Raw genomic sequence first — 15,492 nt, 5'->3', positions numbered from 1 at the left:
CGTCAGAGGCGAGGCGTACGGCCCGCCGCGGTCTCGGTCCCGTACGGGACCCGGGTGTACACGAACGTGGACGCCTCCAGGCACGTCACCGCACCAGTCGCGTCCCGGGACACGTGCAGGGTCTCGCCGCGGTGGTATCCCTCGGTGCCGACGAGCACCCCGTCGACCAGGGCGAAGCGCGAGGGCGCCCCGGGCGGGGTCATCGGCCTGACCTCCAGCACCTGGTTGTGCCACCGCACCTCGGTGGCGCTGTTGCCCCAGAACCAGAGCCCCGGGATGCCCGCCACCTCCGGCGGCAGCTCAGCGGTCGGAACCCACGGCACGGGCAGCTCGTCGACGAAGTCCCCGTCGATCAGGTCGAGCACCAGCTGCGTCTGGTCGACGCCGGTCGTGGCGTTCGCCAGCACGGTCCCGCCGATCCCGGAGCCGGGGTCCACGAACAGCGCGGCGAGGTACCCCGGCATCGAGCCGGAGTGCCCCACCAGCAGACCACCGGTACCGGGGAGCAGCCGGATCCCGAGCCCGAAGTCCTCGGTCACCGGAGTGGTCATCTCCGCCAGCGAGGAGGGATCGAGCATGTCCGGCCGGGCGCCGGAGAGGAACTGCCCCCACAGCACCAGGTCGGCGATGGTCGACCAGAGCTGCCCGGCGGGCGCCATCGCGCCGGTGTTGGCCAGCGGCTCCAGCCGACGCTCCCCGGTGAAGTGGTCGACGCTCCATCCCGGTTGGGCCGACGGCCGGGGGAGGTACGAGGTCTGGGTCATGCCCAGCGGGATCAGCAGGCGCTCCACCACCAGCTGTCGCCAGGAGGTGCCGGTGACCCGCACCAGCACCTCGCCCAGCAGTGCGTAGCCCAGGTTGGAGTAGTGGAACATCTCCCCGGGCCGCGCCACCCGGCCCGAGCCGTCGTTGGCGGCGGCGAGCGCGGCGAAGTCTCCGCCGCGGTTGCGCTCCCACCACGGTCCGCAGGGCTCGTTCTGGAGCCCCGCGGTGTGGCTGAGCAGCTGGCGGGGCGTGGCCTCGCCGTACCCCACGGGTCCCAGGTGCCGGGAGACCGGCTCGTCCAGGTCGACCAGTCCGGCGTCACGCGCCTGCATCACCAGGACCGCGGTCATGGTCTTGGTGATCGACCCGATCCGATACTGGCCGTCCAGTCCCGCCCCCTCCCCGGAGGCACCCGCCCAGACCACGCCGTACCGGTCGAAGACGGCCCCCAGCACCGAGGAGAGCCGGCCCTCGGACTGGGCGAGGTCGAGGCAGGACTGACGACGTTCGATCATTCGGCGAAGGCCTCCGGGGGTGGGCACGAGCAGACCAGGTTGCGGTCGCCGTACGCCTGGTCGATGCGGGCCACGGGCGGCCAGTACTTGTCCGGGTCGGGTCCGCTCGGGAAGACCGCGAGGTCGCGGGAGTAGCCGCGGTCCCACTCCCCCACCAGCGACGCCGCGGTGTGCGGGGCGCGGCGCAGGGGGGACTCCTCGGGGCTCCACTCGCCCGCCGAGACCCGGTCGATCTCGTGCCGGATGGCGATCATCGCCTCCACGAACCGGTCGATCTCGCCCAGGTCCTCGGACTCGGTCGGCTCGACCATCAGGGTGCCCGCCACCGGGAACGACAGCGTCGGCGCGTGGAACCCGTAGTCCACCAGCCGCTTGGCCACGTCCTCGGCGCTCACCCCGGTCTCCTTGGTCAGGGGCCGCAGGTCGAGGATGCACTCGTGGGCGACCAGCCCGGAGTGGCCCCGGTAGAGCACGGGGAAGTACTTCTCCAGCCGGGTCGCCACGTAGTTGGCGGCAAGGACCGCGTGCGCGGTGGCCCGGGTGAGTCCCTCGGCGCCCATCATCCGCACGTACGCCCAGGAGATCGGCAGGATGCCGGCCGAGCCGTACGGCGCGGCGCTGATCGGGCCGATGCCCTCGCGCCGTCCCGGCACCGGGTGGGCAGGGTGCGAGGGCAGGAAGGGCGCCAGGTGCGAGCGGACCGCGACCGGGCCGACCCCGGGCCCGCCACCGCCGTGCGGGATGCAGAACGTCTTGTGCAGGTTGAGGTGGGAGACGTCGCCACCGAACTCCCCGGGCCGCGCGTAGCCCAGGAGCGCGTTGAGGTTGGCCCCGTCGACGTAGACCTGCCCTCCGTGGGCGTGGACCACCTCGCACAGCTCGCTGATGCTGTCCTCGTACGCGCCGTGGGTGGAGGGGTACGTGACCATGATGGCGGCGAGGGTCTCGGCGTGCTGCTCGCATTTGGCACGCAGGTCGTCGAGGTCCACCGACCCGTCCTCACGGGCCTTCACCACGACCACCCGCATGCCGGCCATCACAGCCGACGCGGCGTTCGTGCCGTGCGCCGACGACGGGATCAGGCACACGTCGCGCGTCGGCGCCCCCTCCTCACGGTTGGCCTCGTGGAATCCGCGGATCGCCAGCAGTCCCGCCAGCTCGCCCTGCGACCCGGCGTTGGGCTGGACCGACACCTCGTCGTAGCCGGTCACCTCGGCCAGCCAGCCCTCCAGGTCGGCGACCAGCGCGTGGTAGCCGGCCGCGTCCTCCGCGGGCGCGAAGGGGTGCAGGTCGGCGAAGCCCGGCAGGCTGATCGGCTCCATCTCCGCGGTCGCGTTGAGCTTCATCGTGCACGAGCCGAGCGGGATCATCCCCCGGTCCAGCGCGTAGTCGCGGGCGGAGAGCCGGCGCAGGTAGCGCAGCATCTGGGTCTCGCTGCGGTGGGTGGAGAAGACCTCGTGGGTCAGGTAGGGCGTCTGTCGCCGCAGGTTCTCCGGAAGCTTCTCGTCGGGTGCCGTGTCGTCGCCGGCGGCCTCCAGGCCGAACGCCCCCAGCACCGTTCGCACCGTCTCGCCGGTGGTGGTCTCGGACGTGGAGATTCCCACCCGGTCCTCGTCGACCCGCCGCAGGTGCAGGCCGAGGGTCCGCGCCGACGCGACGACCTCGGCGGCCCGGCCCGGCACCCGGACCGAGAGGGTGTCGAAGAACTCGGCGTGCTCCACCTCGATGCCCGCCCGGCTCAGGGCGCCCGCGATGGACGCCGCGTGCGCGTGCACGCGACGCGCGATCGCCCGCAGTCCCTCGGGACCGTGGTAGACGGCGTACATGGCGGCGACCACGGCCAGCAGGACCTGGGCCGTGCAGATGTTGGAGGTCGCCTTGTCCCGACGGATGTGCTGCTCCCGGGTCTGCAGAGCGAGCCGGTACGCCGGCCTGCCCTCCGCGTCCACCGAGACCCCGACCAGTCGACCGGGCAGGTGCCGCTCGAGCCCCTGGCCCACGGACATGAAGCCGGCGTGCGGTCCGCCGTAGAAGAGCGGGACGCCGAACCGCTGGGATGAGCCGACCACCACGTCGGCCCCCATCGCGCCCGGCGACTCGAGCAGGGTGAGCGCCAGCAGGTCGGCGGCGACCACGGCGAGCCCGCCCTGCGCGTGCGCGGCCTCGATCAGCGGCCGGGGGTCGTGGATCCTGCCCGAGGCCGCCGGGTACTGGACGAGCAGTCCGCTCACCGGGCCCTCCGGCAGTCCCTCGTCCAGGTCGGCCACCACGACCTCGATGCCCATCGCCTCGGCGCGTGTGCGCACCACCGCGATGGTCTGGGGCAGTGCGTCCTGGTCGACCACGAACGGTCCGGTCGCCTTCCGGTTCGCCCGCTGTACCAGCGTCATCGCCTCGGCCGCCGCGGTGCCCTCGTCCAGCAGCGAGGCGTTGGCCGTCGGTAGACCGGTCAGGTCACCGACGACCGTCTGGAAGTTGAGCAGCGCCTCGAGCCGGCCCTGGGAGATCTCCGGCTGGTACGGCGTGTAGGCGGTGTACCAGGCCGGGTCCTCGAGGACGTTGCGCCGGATCACCGCCGGGGTGATGGTGCCGTGGTAGCCCAGCCCGATCATCGCCTCGGCGACCTGGTTCGCGGCCGCCAGCTCGCGCAGCTCCGCACCCGCCCGTGCCTCGCTGACCGGAGCGGGCAGGTTCAACGGCCGCTCGGCCCGGATGGCCGGTGGGATGGCGGCGTCCATCAGCGAGTCCAGCGAGTCGTGCCCGACGGCCGCCAGCATGGTCTGGACCTCGTCGGCCCGCGGACCGATGTGACGGTCGACGAAGGCCGCGGAGGCAAGGTCGAGGGGACGGGGCAGGTCAGACATGGCACGCTCCGGGGGTCGGACGATCACAGGTCGTCCTCCCCCTCTGTCACCCACGGTGCCCCGCACGCTTCAGAGCCGCCTGCACCGCGCGGTCCTTGGTGCCTGAGAGGTTCCGGGGAGGAATTGCCCCTTCGGCGCTGGTGGAGGTGCCACCAGGACTCTCCCGCGCGGGATCGTCAGCGCGGTCGAATCTACCACCGTCGCGACGGACGAGGCGCGCTCAGCCGATCTTGCGAGCGGCGCGGCGTGCCGCCAGCTCGTCGCCGGCCACGGGCCCCTGCTCCGTCGTCAGCTTCTCGCTGGGAAGCTCGGAGAGGGTGCCCTCGATCTCGCGCCACACTCCCCCGATGGCGATGCCGAAGACGCCCTGACCGCCCTGGAGCAGGTCGATCACCTCGTCGTTGCTGGTGCACTCGTAGACGGAGGCACCGTCGCTCATCAGCGTGACCCTGGTCAGGTCGTCGGTCCCGCGCTCGCGCAGGTGGTGCACGGCGGTGCGGATCTGCTGCAGCGAGATGCCCGCGTCCAGGAGTCGCTTGACCACCTTGAGCAGCAGGATGTCGCGGAACGAGTAGAGCCGCTGCGACCCGGAGCCCGAGGCGCCGCGGACGGTCGGCTCGACCAGGCCGGTACGCGCCCAGTAGTCCAGCTGCCGATAGGTGATCCCGGCGGCGTTGCACGCCGTGGGACCGCGGTAGCCGGCGTCGCTGGGCAGCGGGGACACGTCGTCGGTGAACAGCAGACCCTGCTCGTCGGCCGCTTCGGCGGCGCGTTCCGCCTCGAGTCGGGCGACCCGCTCCTGGTGATTCTCGTCAACGCCCACTGGGGACCCTCCGTCGTCTACTCCGCGTCAGCGTAACTCCCTAGGGGGAAGGACGAGGCGGATTGCTGGGCAACCACAACGTTGGAGTTACAACGGAGACAGTTCACCGTAAGCCTCGCCAGGGAGGGGGTCAACGCGCCACGCGGGGAGGTGCAACCCTCAACCTTCACCGGAGGCTGATGGTCGAGGCGTGCGTCACGCCTCGAAGTCCTCCGGGGTGACCTGGTCCAGGAACTCCCGGAACCGCTCGACCTCGTCCTCCTGCTCCGCAGGGACGGCCAGTCCGGCCTCGTCCAGCACGTCCTCGTCCACCACGATCCTCGTGCCCGTGCGCAGCGCCAGCGCGATCGAGTCCGAGGGGCGGGCGCTGACCTGGGCGCCGGAGCCGAAGACGAGCAGCGCGTAGAAGACACCGTCGCGGACCTCGGTGATCTGCACCTCGCTCAGCGGCGCTCCGGTGGCGTCGAGCACGTCCTTCATCAGGTCGTGGGTCAACGGCCGTGGGGGCACCACCCCCTGCTGGGCGAAAGCGATCGCAGTCGCCTCCACCGCACCGATCCAGATCGGCAGGTAACGGTCCCCTGCGACCTCGCGCAACAGCACGATGGGCTGGTTGGAGGGCATCTCCACCCGGACTCCGATGACGTCTACCTCGCGCACGTCGTCAGCCTACTCTGCTCGGGGTCAGCGGGTGCGGGACGCGCACCCGAGGTCGGTCAGCTGCCCTGCAGGCCGTTCTTGACCAGCGTCGCGTGCAGCCGGACCGACAGGGCGGCGATCTCGCTCACGGCCTCGTCCGCCCGCGCCCTGGCCGAGGCGTCGCGGCCGCGCTTGAGCGGCGCCACCACCTGCTCGACCAGCCCGACCTCGCGGTCGGCGGCGGTCTTGAACGCGCGCAGGTGCCGGGGCTCGAAGCCGAAGTCGGCGAGCTCGCGCGCCGTCTTGGCGATGACCAGGGCGTCGGTGTCGTAGTGACCCGTGCCCGGCCGCGGGGTGATCAGGCCGAACTGCTCCAGCTGGGCGAGGAGCTCCTCGCTGACCTCGGCGATCTTCAGCAGCTCGCGGCGTGAGAGCCGTACGTCGGACCGGCGCGCGAACGACTCAGGCGAAGGCAGCCCGTCGCTGGCCAGCGCCACCTGCGGCACCGTCGGCACGACCGCCTCGATGGGCGGCGGCTCCAGTCCGCGGTCGATGGCGTCGAGGTGCTCCCCGATGACCTTGAGCGGCAGGTAGTGGTCCCGCTGCATGCGCAGGACGTAGCGCAGCCGGTCGACGTCGTCGGGAGAGAACTTGCGATAGCCGGCGGGCGTCCGCTCGGGCTTGATCAGCCCTTTGTCCTCGAGGAACCGGATCTTGGGGATGGTGATCCCCGGGAAGTCCGGGCGGAGGAGATCGAGCACCTGCCCGATGTTCATCCTCGCCCTCGGCGCCCCGGAGGGCGCGGAGGAGGCTTGCGAGACCACGCGTCGCTCGCTCAGCCGGCCACGTGCCCGGCGAAGAAGACCAGCCGGTACTTCCCGATCTGGACCTCGTCGCCGTCGCTGAGCTCCACCTGGTCGATGCGGTCCCGGTTGACGTAGGTGCCGTTGAGGCTGCCGACGTCGCTGACCCGGAACACGCCGCCCTCACGGCGGAACTCCGCGTGCCGACGGGAGACGGTGACGTCGTCGAGGAAGATCTCCGACTCCGGGTGCCGGCCGGCGGCGACCAGGTCGGTGTCCAGGAGGAACCGGCTCCCCGCACCCGGGCCGCGCTGGACGACCAGCAGGGCCGAGCCGGCGGGCAGTGCGTCGACGGCCGCTGCGTCGACCGGGCTCAGCGCCCGGTCGGAGCTCTCGGCGCGCTCGTTCGCGATCGCGATCGTGGCGGTCGAGTCGCTCGCTTCGTGCGCCGGGGCCCCCTCGGGCTCCCCCGACGTCTCGGCGACGAGTCTGGACCCGCACTGGGCGCAGAATCGCGCGTCGTCAGGATTGGGCTTCCCGCAGGCCGTGCAGAACGGCATGTGTCCTCCGCTTTTCCGTGTCCGGATCCCCTGGTGACGCCGAACCTTCAAGGCCCGGCTGAGGCTGAAGGTTCCTATGAAACTACCAGCAGATGCAACCGAGCGTGCTCATCCGGCGTCCAGACCCTGCTGGTAGGTGGCCGAATCCAGGAGCCCGTCCAGCTCGGAGGGGTCCGAGAGGGCCACCTCGTAGAGCCAGCCGCCGGCGTAGGGGTCGTTGTTGACCAGCTCGGGCGTCGACTCCAGCGACTCGTTCCGCCCGACCACCTCGCCGCTGACCGGCGCGTAGACGTCGCTGACCGACTTGGTCGACTCCAGCTCGCCGCACGCGTCGCCCGCGGTGAGCACCTCGCCCAGCTCGGGCAAGGAGACGTAGACGATGTCCCCCAGGGCGTCCTGGGCGAAGTGGGTGATGCCCACCCGCACCGTGTCGGGGGTGTCGGCGAGACGCACCCACTCGTGCTCGGCGCTGTACTTCAGGTCCTCGGGGTACATCAGGTCTCCTCTGGGTCCGTGGTCCGAGCCGGACCGGTCCTGACGGCTGGCCTGAGGCTACTGCCCCTGCGCGGGCTCGGCGAAGTCGGTCCGGGCCAGGTCGCGCACGGACTCGATCACCACCTCGGCGGGGCGCTCGATCACCACGTCAGCCCCGTCCTCGCCGCGCAGGGCCGCCACCGGGCCGCTCGGGAACCCGACGCCGCCCTCGAGCGTGTTCGGCTCCCCGATCGCCTCGACGACGTACGGCGGGTCCAGTGCGACGCCATCGACCTCGAGGCGACCGTCGACCTCCTGGAACGAGCTCTGTGCGACCAGACGCACCTCGTCGTTGATCTCGATCGCCTCGGCTCCTGCGGTCCGCAGCTCCTGGACCAGGTCGAGCAGGCGGTCCACCCGGACCGGCGTCTCCGCCTCCGTGATCGTGACCCGGACGCCGGGCCCGCTCACCGGGACGAGCCCGGCCAGGATGTTGAGGGTCTCCAGCCGCTCCTCCGCCTGCTCGATGGCGGCGCGGCGGGCGTTGGAGTCGGTCTCCAGGTTGCGGCGGGTCTGCTCCAGCTGGGCGATCTCGCGGCGCGCCCGGTCCGTGGTTCCGGTCACGCCGTTGAGGATCTCGATCAGGTCCTCCTCGCGCCGGCCCTCGTAGGTGTCGTCGGCCTCGATGCTGCGCACCTGGGTCACCGCAGCGAACCCCAGGATCGCCAGGAGCACCGCCACGACCGCCTGGGAGCGCGACGGGTTGCGCAGCGCGTGCCATGCCCGCTGCGTCGGGCTCAACGCCTGCTCAGGGGTCTCTGACTCGGGTTCCTCGGGCTCGGGTCCCGGCGACGCCGACTCCGGCTCCGGGGGCTCCGGCTCCGGGGGCTCCGGCTCCGGGGGCTGCTGCGCATCGGACTTCTGCGACCCCGACTTCCGAGGCCCTGACGTCGTGGTCTGGGGTGCGGAGGCCTCCGACTTCGATGACCCAGACTTCCGTGACTCCGACTTGGGTGACTCGGACTTCGAGGGCTCGGGCTTGGGTGACTCGGACTTCGAGGGTTCGGGCTTGGGTGACTCGAACTTCGGCGACCCGGGCTTCGAGGGCTCCTGTGGCTCCGGTGTCGGCGGCTTCGCCTGCTTCGGCGGCTTCGACTCGGGTGGCTTCTTCTTGGGCGCAGGCATGGTCTCAGGCGTGGAAGATGTGGCGGCGGATGGCCGCGGAGTTGGAGAAGATCCGGATCCCGAGGACGACGATCACTCCGGTCTGGAGCTGGTTGCCCACGCCCAGACGGTCGCCGACGTAGACGATGGCCGCCGCGAGCACGACGTTGCTCAGGAACGAGACCACGAAGACCTTGTCGTCGAAGATGCCGTCCAGGTAGGCGCGGAGGGCGCCGAAGACGGCGTCGAGCGCGGCCACCACGGCGATCGGCATGTACCGCTCGAGCCCGATCGGGATGTCGGGCTGGAACAACAGACCGGCCAGGATGCCGAGCAGCAGCCCGAGTGCGGCGATCACGGTGCCATCTCCTTCTGACGTGAGGTCGAGTCGACCCCGTCGGTGGCGTGGAGCAGCCGCCGCGTGCGCGCCGCGGGCAGCTCGAGTCTGTCATCCTGCTCGATCTCGAACCTGAACTCCAACGAACGCGCCAGGCTGTAGAAGACCGATCCGTGCGTCGTCCGCAGCAACCGTGCCTCGAGGGTGTCCGGATCGCCGATCGCGGTGATCACGTACGGCGGCGAGAGCGGCCGGACGTTGACGTGGATGGCCTTGCCGGAGTTCTGGATCGAGGACAGCGTGGTCAGCCGCTGGCCGTTGATCGCGATCGCCTCGGCCCCGGCTGCCCACAGCCCGTCGACGAGGAAGAGCAGGTCGTCGTCCTGGACGACGTCGGAGTCCACGGCCCCGGGGGCGGAGTCGACGGTGATCCGCAGCCCCGGACCGCGCACCGGGAGGTAGCCGGTGCGGATCGCCATCCGGCTCACCTGCTGGCTCAGGTTGCTCTCGCGCTCGCGCAGCACCCTCAGGTCCTGCTCGTGGTCGGCGTTGCTCGCCTTGAGCTCGCCGGCCCGGTCCTGGAGGTCGCGCACCTCGGTCTTGCCGGCCTGGATCTGGGAGACCAGGCTCGCGCGGCCCAGCGCGTCGACGTCCGCGTTGCGGGAGGTCTGCACGCCGGCGACTGCGACCAGCGCACCGAAGACCGCGACCACCAGGGCGGTGACCACCCGGTCCCGGGTCGGACGCTCCGTCCGGGGGACCTGCCCTCCCCCACGGCGCTGTGCGACGTGCTGGTAGTCCTCGTCCATGGACTGCGAGGTGATGAGGGAGAGCAGCGGCAGCGTGACGTGCGGCGGAAGCTCCTGCCCCGACCCAGCGCCCGTCCTGCCCGGAGCGCGCCCGGGCGCCTCGCCCTTGGTCACCCCGTCCTCGGTCACCTCGTCCTTGGTCATCCGGCCCGCTCCGCCCGAGGCACCGGTGGGGTGGTGAGCAGCAGCGTGCGCACCTGCCAGGCGTAGAGCAGCCCGGCCCACCAGTAGAGCCCGATCCCCCACAGGGCGAAGGCCCAGCCGAAGACGTTCGCCAGCGTCGAGACCACGCCGTCCCCGCCGCCGAGCAGGAGCAGCGGGAAGGCGTAGAGCAGGTTGAACGTCGCGGCCTTGCCGAGGAAGTGCACGGGCAGCGCGGTGTAGCCGCGGGTACGCAGCAGCGGGACGAGCGCCCACAGGAGCACGTCGCGCAGCGGCAGGGCGAGCGCCACCCACCAGGGGATGATGTCGCGCATCGCCAGGCCGACCACCACGGCGAGGATGTAGAGCCGGTCGGCCAGCGGGTCCAGCACCTCGCCGATCGGCGAGTACTGGTCGAGCACCCGGGCCAGGTAGCCGTCCAGGTAGTCGCTGACCCCGGAGAGCATCAGCAGGGCCAGCGCCCAGCCGTCCGCCTCGGGCACCAGCACGAGCCAGAGGAAGACCGGGATGCTGAGCAGCCGCAGCACGCTCAGGAGGTTGGGGACGGTCCACACGCGCACGCTGCGCTCGCGCTGGTGGGTCACTCTCTCGTCCTGTCCTCGGGCACGCAGCAAGCCTACCGACGCGTTCGATCGTCGCCGGTCACACCGGCTCGTCGTGGTGCGCCGCGTCGCGGATCTCGCCGACCAGCTCCTCGAGCACGTCCTCGAGGGTGACCAGCCCGAGCAGCGAGCCGTCCTCCGCGATGACCCGGCCCATGTGGGCCCCGCGCCGTTGCAGGGACTCCAGGGCGGTGTGCAGCGGGTCCTCGGGCCGGACCGTCGCGAACGGGCGGATCCACTTGTCGTCGACCACCCGCTGGCGTCGCTCCTCGTCGGTCTCCAGGACGTCCTTGATGTGCAGGTAGCCCACCAGCTCGCCGTCGGCGCGGGCGACCGGGAACCGCGAGTACCCGGTGGCGGCACAGACCTCCTCGACGGTGGCGACCGTGGTGCCGCGTGGCACCGTGGTCAGCGTCCGGGCCGGCATGAGGACCGAGCGCACGGACTTCTCGGTGAAGCCCAGCGCCCCCGCCAGCCGGTCGTACTCGTGGGCCTCGATCAGGCCCTCCCCGCGCGACTCCTCGACCAGGGCGGCCACCTGCTCGCGGGTGTAGGTGGAGGCGACCTCGTCCCGCGGCTCGATCCGCAGCAGTCGCAGGATCGTGTTGGCACACGCGTTGATGACCAGGATCACCGGCCGCAGCAGCGCCACCACCACCATCATCGGCGGGCCGAGCAGGAGCGCCGACCGCTCGGGACCGGCGATGGCGAGGTTCTTCGGCACCATCTCGCCGAGCACGACGTGCAGGTACACCACGATGGTCAGGGCGATCGCGAACGAGATCGGGTGGACCAGCTCGTGCGGGACGCCCACCCGCTCGAAGACGGGCTCCATCAGGTGTGCCACGGCCGGCTCGCCGACGGCGCCGAGGCCCAGCGAGCAGATGGTGATGCCCAGCTGTGCCCCGGCCATCACCACCGAGATCTGCTCCATCGCCCGCAGGGTGGTCCGGGCCATGGCCGAGCCGGCCTCGGCGAGAGGCTCGATCTGGCTGCGGCGGGCCGAGATCAGCGCGAACTCGGCCCCCACGAAGAAGGCGTTGAGCGCCAGCAGCAGTACCGCCACCAGGACGGCCACGAGGTCACTCATCAGGCTCCGCCTCCCTCGGTGCGAGGGGTCTGTCGGGTCGGTTCCGCGTCCGGCGCGAAGGTCTCCGGGGTCAGGACCACCCGGTCCACCCGCAGGCCCTCCATCCGCTCCACGCTCAGTCGCACCGGGCTCTGGTGCCGCTCCCCCGACTCGTCACGGACGGGGACGACGACCTGCACGGTGTCCCCCACGGCGGGCACCCGGCCCAGCTCGCGGACGACGAGACCGGCGATGGTGTCGTAGTCTTCGTGCTCGGGCAGCTCGATCCCGGTCGCGTCCTCGACCTCGTCGGGACGCAGGAGCCCGGAGAGCGACCAGGTGCCGTCCCGCCGCTGTCGGGCCCGGTCCCCCAGGCGGTCGTGCTCGTCGGAGATGTCGCCGACGATCTCCTCCACGACGTCCTCGAGCGTGACGATGCCGGCCTGGCCGCCGTACTCGTCGAGGACCACCGCCATCTGGAACCCGTCCTGGCGCAGCAGGGCCAGCAGGGGGTCGAGGCGGAGCGAGTCCGGGACCACGATCGGCTTGACCATGATGTGCTTGATCCGCGTGGTCGGGCGCTCGTGCACGGGCAGGGCGACCGCGTGCTTGACGTGCACGGTCCCCACCACGGCGTCCTCGGCGTCGAGCACCGGGAAGCGGGAGTGTCCGGTCTGGCGGGCCAGCTCGATCACCGCCAGCGCCCGGTCGCCCGCCTCCAGGGTGCTGGTCCGCACCCGGGGCGTCATGATCTCCGCGGCCGTGCGGGTGCCGAACTCCACGGAGCGCTCCATCAGCTCGGCGGTCTCCGCGTCGAGGGTCCCCTCGTCCGCGGAGCGCTGCACCAGCGAGGAGAGCTCCTGGCTGCTGCGCGCCGAGCGCAGCTCCTCCTGGGGCTCCACCCCGAGACGGCGCACGATCGCGTTCGCCGACCCGTTGAGACCCCGGATGGGCCAGGCCATCACCGTGGTGAACCCCCGCATGAAGCCCTGGGTCGCCCGCGCGGTCGCCATCGGGACCGCGATCGCGAGGTTCTTGGGGACCAGCTCTCCCACCAGCATGGTGAAGAAGGTGGAGAGCACCAGGCCGAGGGCGACCGCGAGCGGAGTCACCCAGGACTCCGGTACCCCGGCGGAGAGCAGCGGTCCGTCGATCAGCTGCGCCACCGCCGGCTCGGCCAGGAAGCCGATGGCGAGGTTGGTGATGGTGATGCCCACCTGGGCGCCGGAGAGCTGGGTCGAGAGGCTCCGCAGGGCCGCCTGCACACCCGCGGCACCCGCGTCACCGTGCTCGACGAGTCGCTCGACCTCGCTGCGGTCCACGGTGACCAGGGAGAACTCCGCGGCGACGAAGAGCCCGCAGGCCACCATCAGCAGCAGCGAGACGCCGAGGAGGATCCACGGCGTCATCGTCGTGACCCTCGGGTCGTGCGGCAGGGGCGCCGCGTGTGAGTCGGTGTTCCGGGAGTGACTGTTCCGGGAGGGCTACTTTGAGGGCCGTCCATGTGTGGCGAGGCAATCCTTCTGGCTGGGCACAACGGTGAGCGACACTGTACCGGTCAGCCCGTAGGCTGGATGCTTCGCCGACCGCGGCCCGGACCCGTCGGCTCCGAGCCCGTCCCGAGAAGGAACCAGATCTCCCTCATGCCCAGCTGGAGACGTGTGGCCGTGCTGCTCACGGCCACACTCCTCGTCGCCGGCCTGCCGGCCTCCCGCGACGCACTCCCGGCGGCTGTCTCGGAGCGCGTCGAGGACCCTCCGAACATCGTCCTGGTGATGACCGACGACCAGAACGACTACGAGCTCGACGAGATGCCGTTGACCCGGGCCGCCCTGCAGGACGACGGCATGGATTTCGTGGACGCGGTCTCCCCCCACCCGCTGTGCTGCCCCGCCAGGGCCGAGATCCTCACCGGCCAGTACGCCCAGAACAACGGGGTGCGCCACAACAACGGCCAGCACGGCGGCTTCGACGCCCTGGACCCCTCCTCCACGCTGGCCACCTGGTTCCGCGAGGGCGGGTACGCCACGGCCTTCGTCGGCAAGTACCTCAACAAGTACGGCCCCGCCGACGGTCCGCAGGAGGGCTGGGACCGGTGGCACGCGCTCACCCGGGGCGTGTACAGCTACCAGGACTTCAGCCTGGCCGACGGCGACCGGGAGCAGCGCTACCGCGACGCCTACGTCAGCGACGTCATCTCGGAGCAGACCACCCGGACGGCCCGCGAGCTCGCGGCCGGCGACCGCCCGTTCCTGCTCCTCTCCTGGCACCTGGCACCGCACTACCGGTTCAGCGACTCGGGCGAGCGGATGCCGCCGCTGTCGGCTCCGGAGGACCGCGACTCGTTCACCGAGGCGGAGCCCGTCTCCATCGGCAAGCCGAGCTTCTCCATGGAGCAGGACGCCGAGGGCACGCAGGTGATGGCCCGCCCCCATCCCCGTCGGCTCGCCGCCGTCCGAGCCGAGCACCGGGCCCGGCTGCGCAGCCTCCAGGCGGTGGACCGCTCGGTGGCCGACCTGGTGACCGCGTTGAAGGAGGAAGGAGTCTGGGAGGACACCTACCTGTTCTTCACCTCCGACAACGGCTTCCTCCTCGGTGAGCACCACCTGATCGGCAAGAACGTGCTCCTCGAGGAGGCGCTCCAGATCCCCCTGCTCGTCGCCGGCGGCGGGGTCAGGCACGGGTCGTCGGCGGCTCCGGTCTCCCTGGTCGACCTGCCCGCCACCTTCGTCGACCTGGCGGGGCTGACCCCGGACGCCTCCTTGGACGGCCTCTCGCTCGCTCCGCTGCTGCGCGGGGAGACCGGTCCCTGGCGGGACACCACGCTGGTGCAGACCGGTCGGACCGCAGGCGACGGCTGGGAGGTGCGCGGCGTCCGCACGCACCGCTACCTGTACGCCGTCGGGGCCGAGGGCCGGGACGAGGTGCTGATCGACCGGCTCGTGGACCCGTTCGAGCTCACCAACCGGGTCGAAGACCCCTTCTACGCGGGGACCCGGGACGAGCTCCGGCGACGGCGCGACCTCTTGGTCGACTGCGCCGGTGCGGACTGCAACCGGGTCTTCGGCCCCGTCCCGGACCCGCTCACCGAGCTCGACCTGGGAGCCCTGCCCCGACGGATCGGACCCTAGGTCACGAGCCGACGGGCCGCAGCCGGACCCGGTCGGCGAGCTGCCGGCGCGCCGGGTGCGCCTCGGGCAGGGTGTCGAGGACCCGCGCGACCTCTCGAGCGTCCATCGCCGGCCGCACGTCCCGGGACCCGGTGGTCGAGACCCAGCCCACGCCTGGGTCCAGCCGGCGCACGACCCGACCCGGGACTCCCACCACGACGCTGTGGTCGGGCACCGCGCCCCGGACCACCGACCCGGCCCCCACCACGACGTTGCGACCCACCTGGGCCCCGGGCAGGATGATCGCCCCGTGCCCGATCCAGGTGCCCGACCCGACGGAGACCGGCTGGTGCTCGCCGAGCTGCATGCCGATCGGGGTCTCGGGGTCCTGGTAGCCGTGCGAGGCGTCGGAGATGAAGACGTCCTGGCCCAACCACACGTCGTCGCCGAGCTCGATCGACTCGTGCGCGGTGATCGTGGACCGCGCGCCGACGACGCACCGGTCCCCGATCACCAGGCCCCGCTCCGGGAGGTTGGCGTCCTCGGGGCTGTAGCCCACCGACAGGGTGCATCCTCGGCCCACGAGGGTGCCGGCACCCAGGTGGATGGAACGGGTCCCCATCAGCGAGGCGTGCGGGAAGGCGACACAGCTGCCCAGGCCCAGGGACCCGAACTCGTCACCGAGGTCGGTGCCCGGGGCCGTAGCCCCGTACCACTCGACGAACCGGTGGACCCGGTGGACGGCACGGTTGAGCAGACGACGACCGGTGATCACGCCGGGACCCTACCGTCCGGT

15 protein-coding genes and 1 riboswitch are annotated in these 15,492 nt (G+C 71.6%); of the genes, 1 reads left to right on the top strand and 14 read right to left on the bottom strand.

Going from position 1 to position 15,492, the window contains the following annotated elements; translation table 11 throughout:
• Window positions 1–2: 2 nt before the first annotated feature.
• The 13 genes from H8838_RS09620 to H8838_RS09560 all read right to left on the bottom strand — a co-directional run bounded on the left by H8838_RS09620 (window position 3) and on the right by H8838_RS09560 (window position 12,995).
• The gene (locus tag H8838_RS09620) at window positions 3–1,280 is read right to left on the bottom strand and encodes a serine hydrolase domain-containing protein (RefSeq protein ID WP_185996211.1); all 1,278 of its coding nucleotides are present in this window, start codon (window positions 1,278–1,280) and stop codon (window positions 3–5) included.
• Window positions 1,277–4,144 carry an aminomethyl-transferring glycine dehydrogenase gene (gcvP, locus tag H8838_RS09615; RefSeq protein ID WP_185996212.1) on the bottom strand — a complete coding sequence of 956 codons (2,868 nt, stop codon included), beginning with the start codon at window positions 4,142–4,144 and terminating at the stop codon, window positions 1,277–1,279. Before gcvP ends, H8838_RS09620 begins: the two co-directional genes overlap by 4 nt.
• A gap of 79 nt (window positions 4,145–4,223) precedes the next feature.
• Window positions 4,224–4,320, bottom strand: a riboswitch (glycine riboswitch).
• Window positions 4,321–4,364: 44 nt separating this feature from the next.
• Window positions 4,365–4,886: a MerR family transcriptional regulator gene (locus H8838_RS09610; protein WP_219924161.1), complete on the bottom strand. Its 522-nt coding sequence runs from the start codon at window positions 4,884–4,886 to the stop codon at window positions 4,365–4,367.
• Between the two features lie 276 nt (window positions 4,887–5,162).
• Window positions 5,163–5,627: a bifunctional nuclease family protein gene (locus tag H8838_RS09605; RefSeq protein WP_181310957.1), complete on the bottom strand. Its 465-nt coding sequence runs from the start codon at window positions 5,625–5,627 to the stop codon at window positions 5,163–5,165.
• Window positions 5,628–5,683: 56 nt separating this feature from the next.
• Window positions 5,684–6,382 carry a transcriptional regulator FtsR gene (ftsR, locus tag H8838_RS09600; protein ID WP_185996214.1) on the bottom strand — a complete coding sequence of 233 codons (699 nt, stop codon included), beginning with the start codon at window positions 6,380–6,382 and terminating at the stop codon, window positions 5,684–5,686.
• Between the two features lie 59 nt (window positions 6,383–6,441).
• Window positions 6,442–6,969 carry an FHA domain-containing protein gene (locus tag H8838_RS09595; RefSeq protein ID WP_181310955.1) on the bottom strand — a complete coding sequence of 176 codons (528 nt, stop codon included), beginning with the start codon at window positions 6,967–6,969 and terminating at the stop codon, window positions 6,442–6,444.
• Window positions 6,970–7,077: 108 nt separating this feature from the next.
• Entirely contained in the window at window positions 7,078–7,464 is a 387-nt protein-coding gene (gene gcvH, locus H8838_RS09590) for a glycine cleavage system protein GcvH (protein WP_181310954.1), read from the bottom strand.
• Window positions 7,465–7,521: 57 nt separating this feature from the next.
• Window positions 7,522–8,244, bottom strand: a complete 723-nt coding sequence (locus tag H8838_RS09585; protein ID WP_185996215.1) for a DUF881 domain-containing protein — start codon at window positions 8,242–8,244, stop codon at window positions 7,522–7,524.
• Window positions 8,245–8,632: 388 nt separating this feature from the next.
• Entirely contained in the window at window positions 8,633–8,965 is a 333-nt protein-coding gene (locus H8838_RS09580) for a small basic family protein (protein ID WP_181310952.1), read from the bottom strand.
• Window positions 8,962–9,897 (bottom strand): DUF881 domain-containing protein, encoded by a 936-nt coding sequence (locus H8838_RS09575; RefSeq protein ID WP_181310951.1) that lies wholly within the window; start codon window positions 9,895–9,897, stop codon window positions 8,962–8,964. The genes H8838_RS09580 and H8838_RS09575 overlap by 4 nt, the downstream gene beginning before the upstream one ends.
• The gene (locus H8838_RS09570) at window positions 9,894–10,499 is read right to left on the bottom strand and encodes a CDP-alcohol phosphatidyltransferase family protein (protein ID WP_181310950.1); all 606 of its coding nucleotides are present in this window, start codon (window positions 10,497–10,499) and stop codon (window positions 9,894–9,896) included. The genes H8838_RS09575 and H8838_RS09570 overlap by 4 nt, the downstream gene beginning before the upstream one ends.
• A 58-nt stretch (window positions 10,500–10,557) precedes the next feature.
• Window positions 10,558–11,607, bottom strand: a complete 1,050-nt coding sequence (locus H8838_RS09565) for a hemolysin family protein (RefSeq protein ID WP_181310949.1) — start codon at window positions 11,605–11,607, stop codon at window positions 10,558–10,560.
• Window positions 11,607–12,995, bottom strand: a complete 1,389-nt coding sequence (locus tag H8838_RS09560) for a hemolysin family protein (protein ID WP_181310948.1) — start codon at window positions 12,993–12,995, stop codon at window positions 11,607–11,609. Before H8838_RS09560 ends, H8838_RS09565 begins: the two co-directional genes overlap by 1 nt.
• Window positions 12,996–13,229: 234 nt before the next feature.
• Here H8838_RS09560 and H8838_RS09555 point away from each other — a divergent pair, with 234 nt between their 5' ends.
• The gene (locus tag H8838_RS09555; protein ID WP_181310947.1) at window positions 13,230–14,717 is read left to right on the top strand and encodes a sulfatase family protein; all 1,488 of its coding nucleotides are present in this window, start codon (window positions 13,230–13,232) and stop codon (window positions 14,715–14,717) included.
• A gap of 1 nt (window position 14,718) precedes the next feature.
• Here the strand turns inward: H8838_RS09555 and H8838_RS09550 are convergent, their stop codons facing one another.
• On the bottom strand, window positions 14,719–15,471 hold the full coding sequence (locus H8838_RS09550) for an acyltransferase (RefSeq protein ID WP_224766500.1): 753 nt from the start codon (window positions 15,469–15,471) through the stop codon (window positions 14,719–14,721).
• Window positions 15,472–15,492: the final 21 nt, after the last annotated feature.

This window comes from Nocardioides campestrisoli (assembly GCF_013624435.2).
Taxonomy (GTDB): domain Bacteria; phylum Actinomycetota; class Actinomycetes; order Propionibacteriales; family Nocardioidaceae; genus Nocardioides; species Nocardioides campestrisoli.
This window is presented reverse-complemented; position numbering and strand designations above follow the sequence as displayed.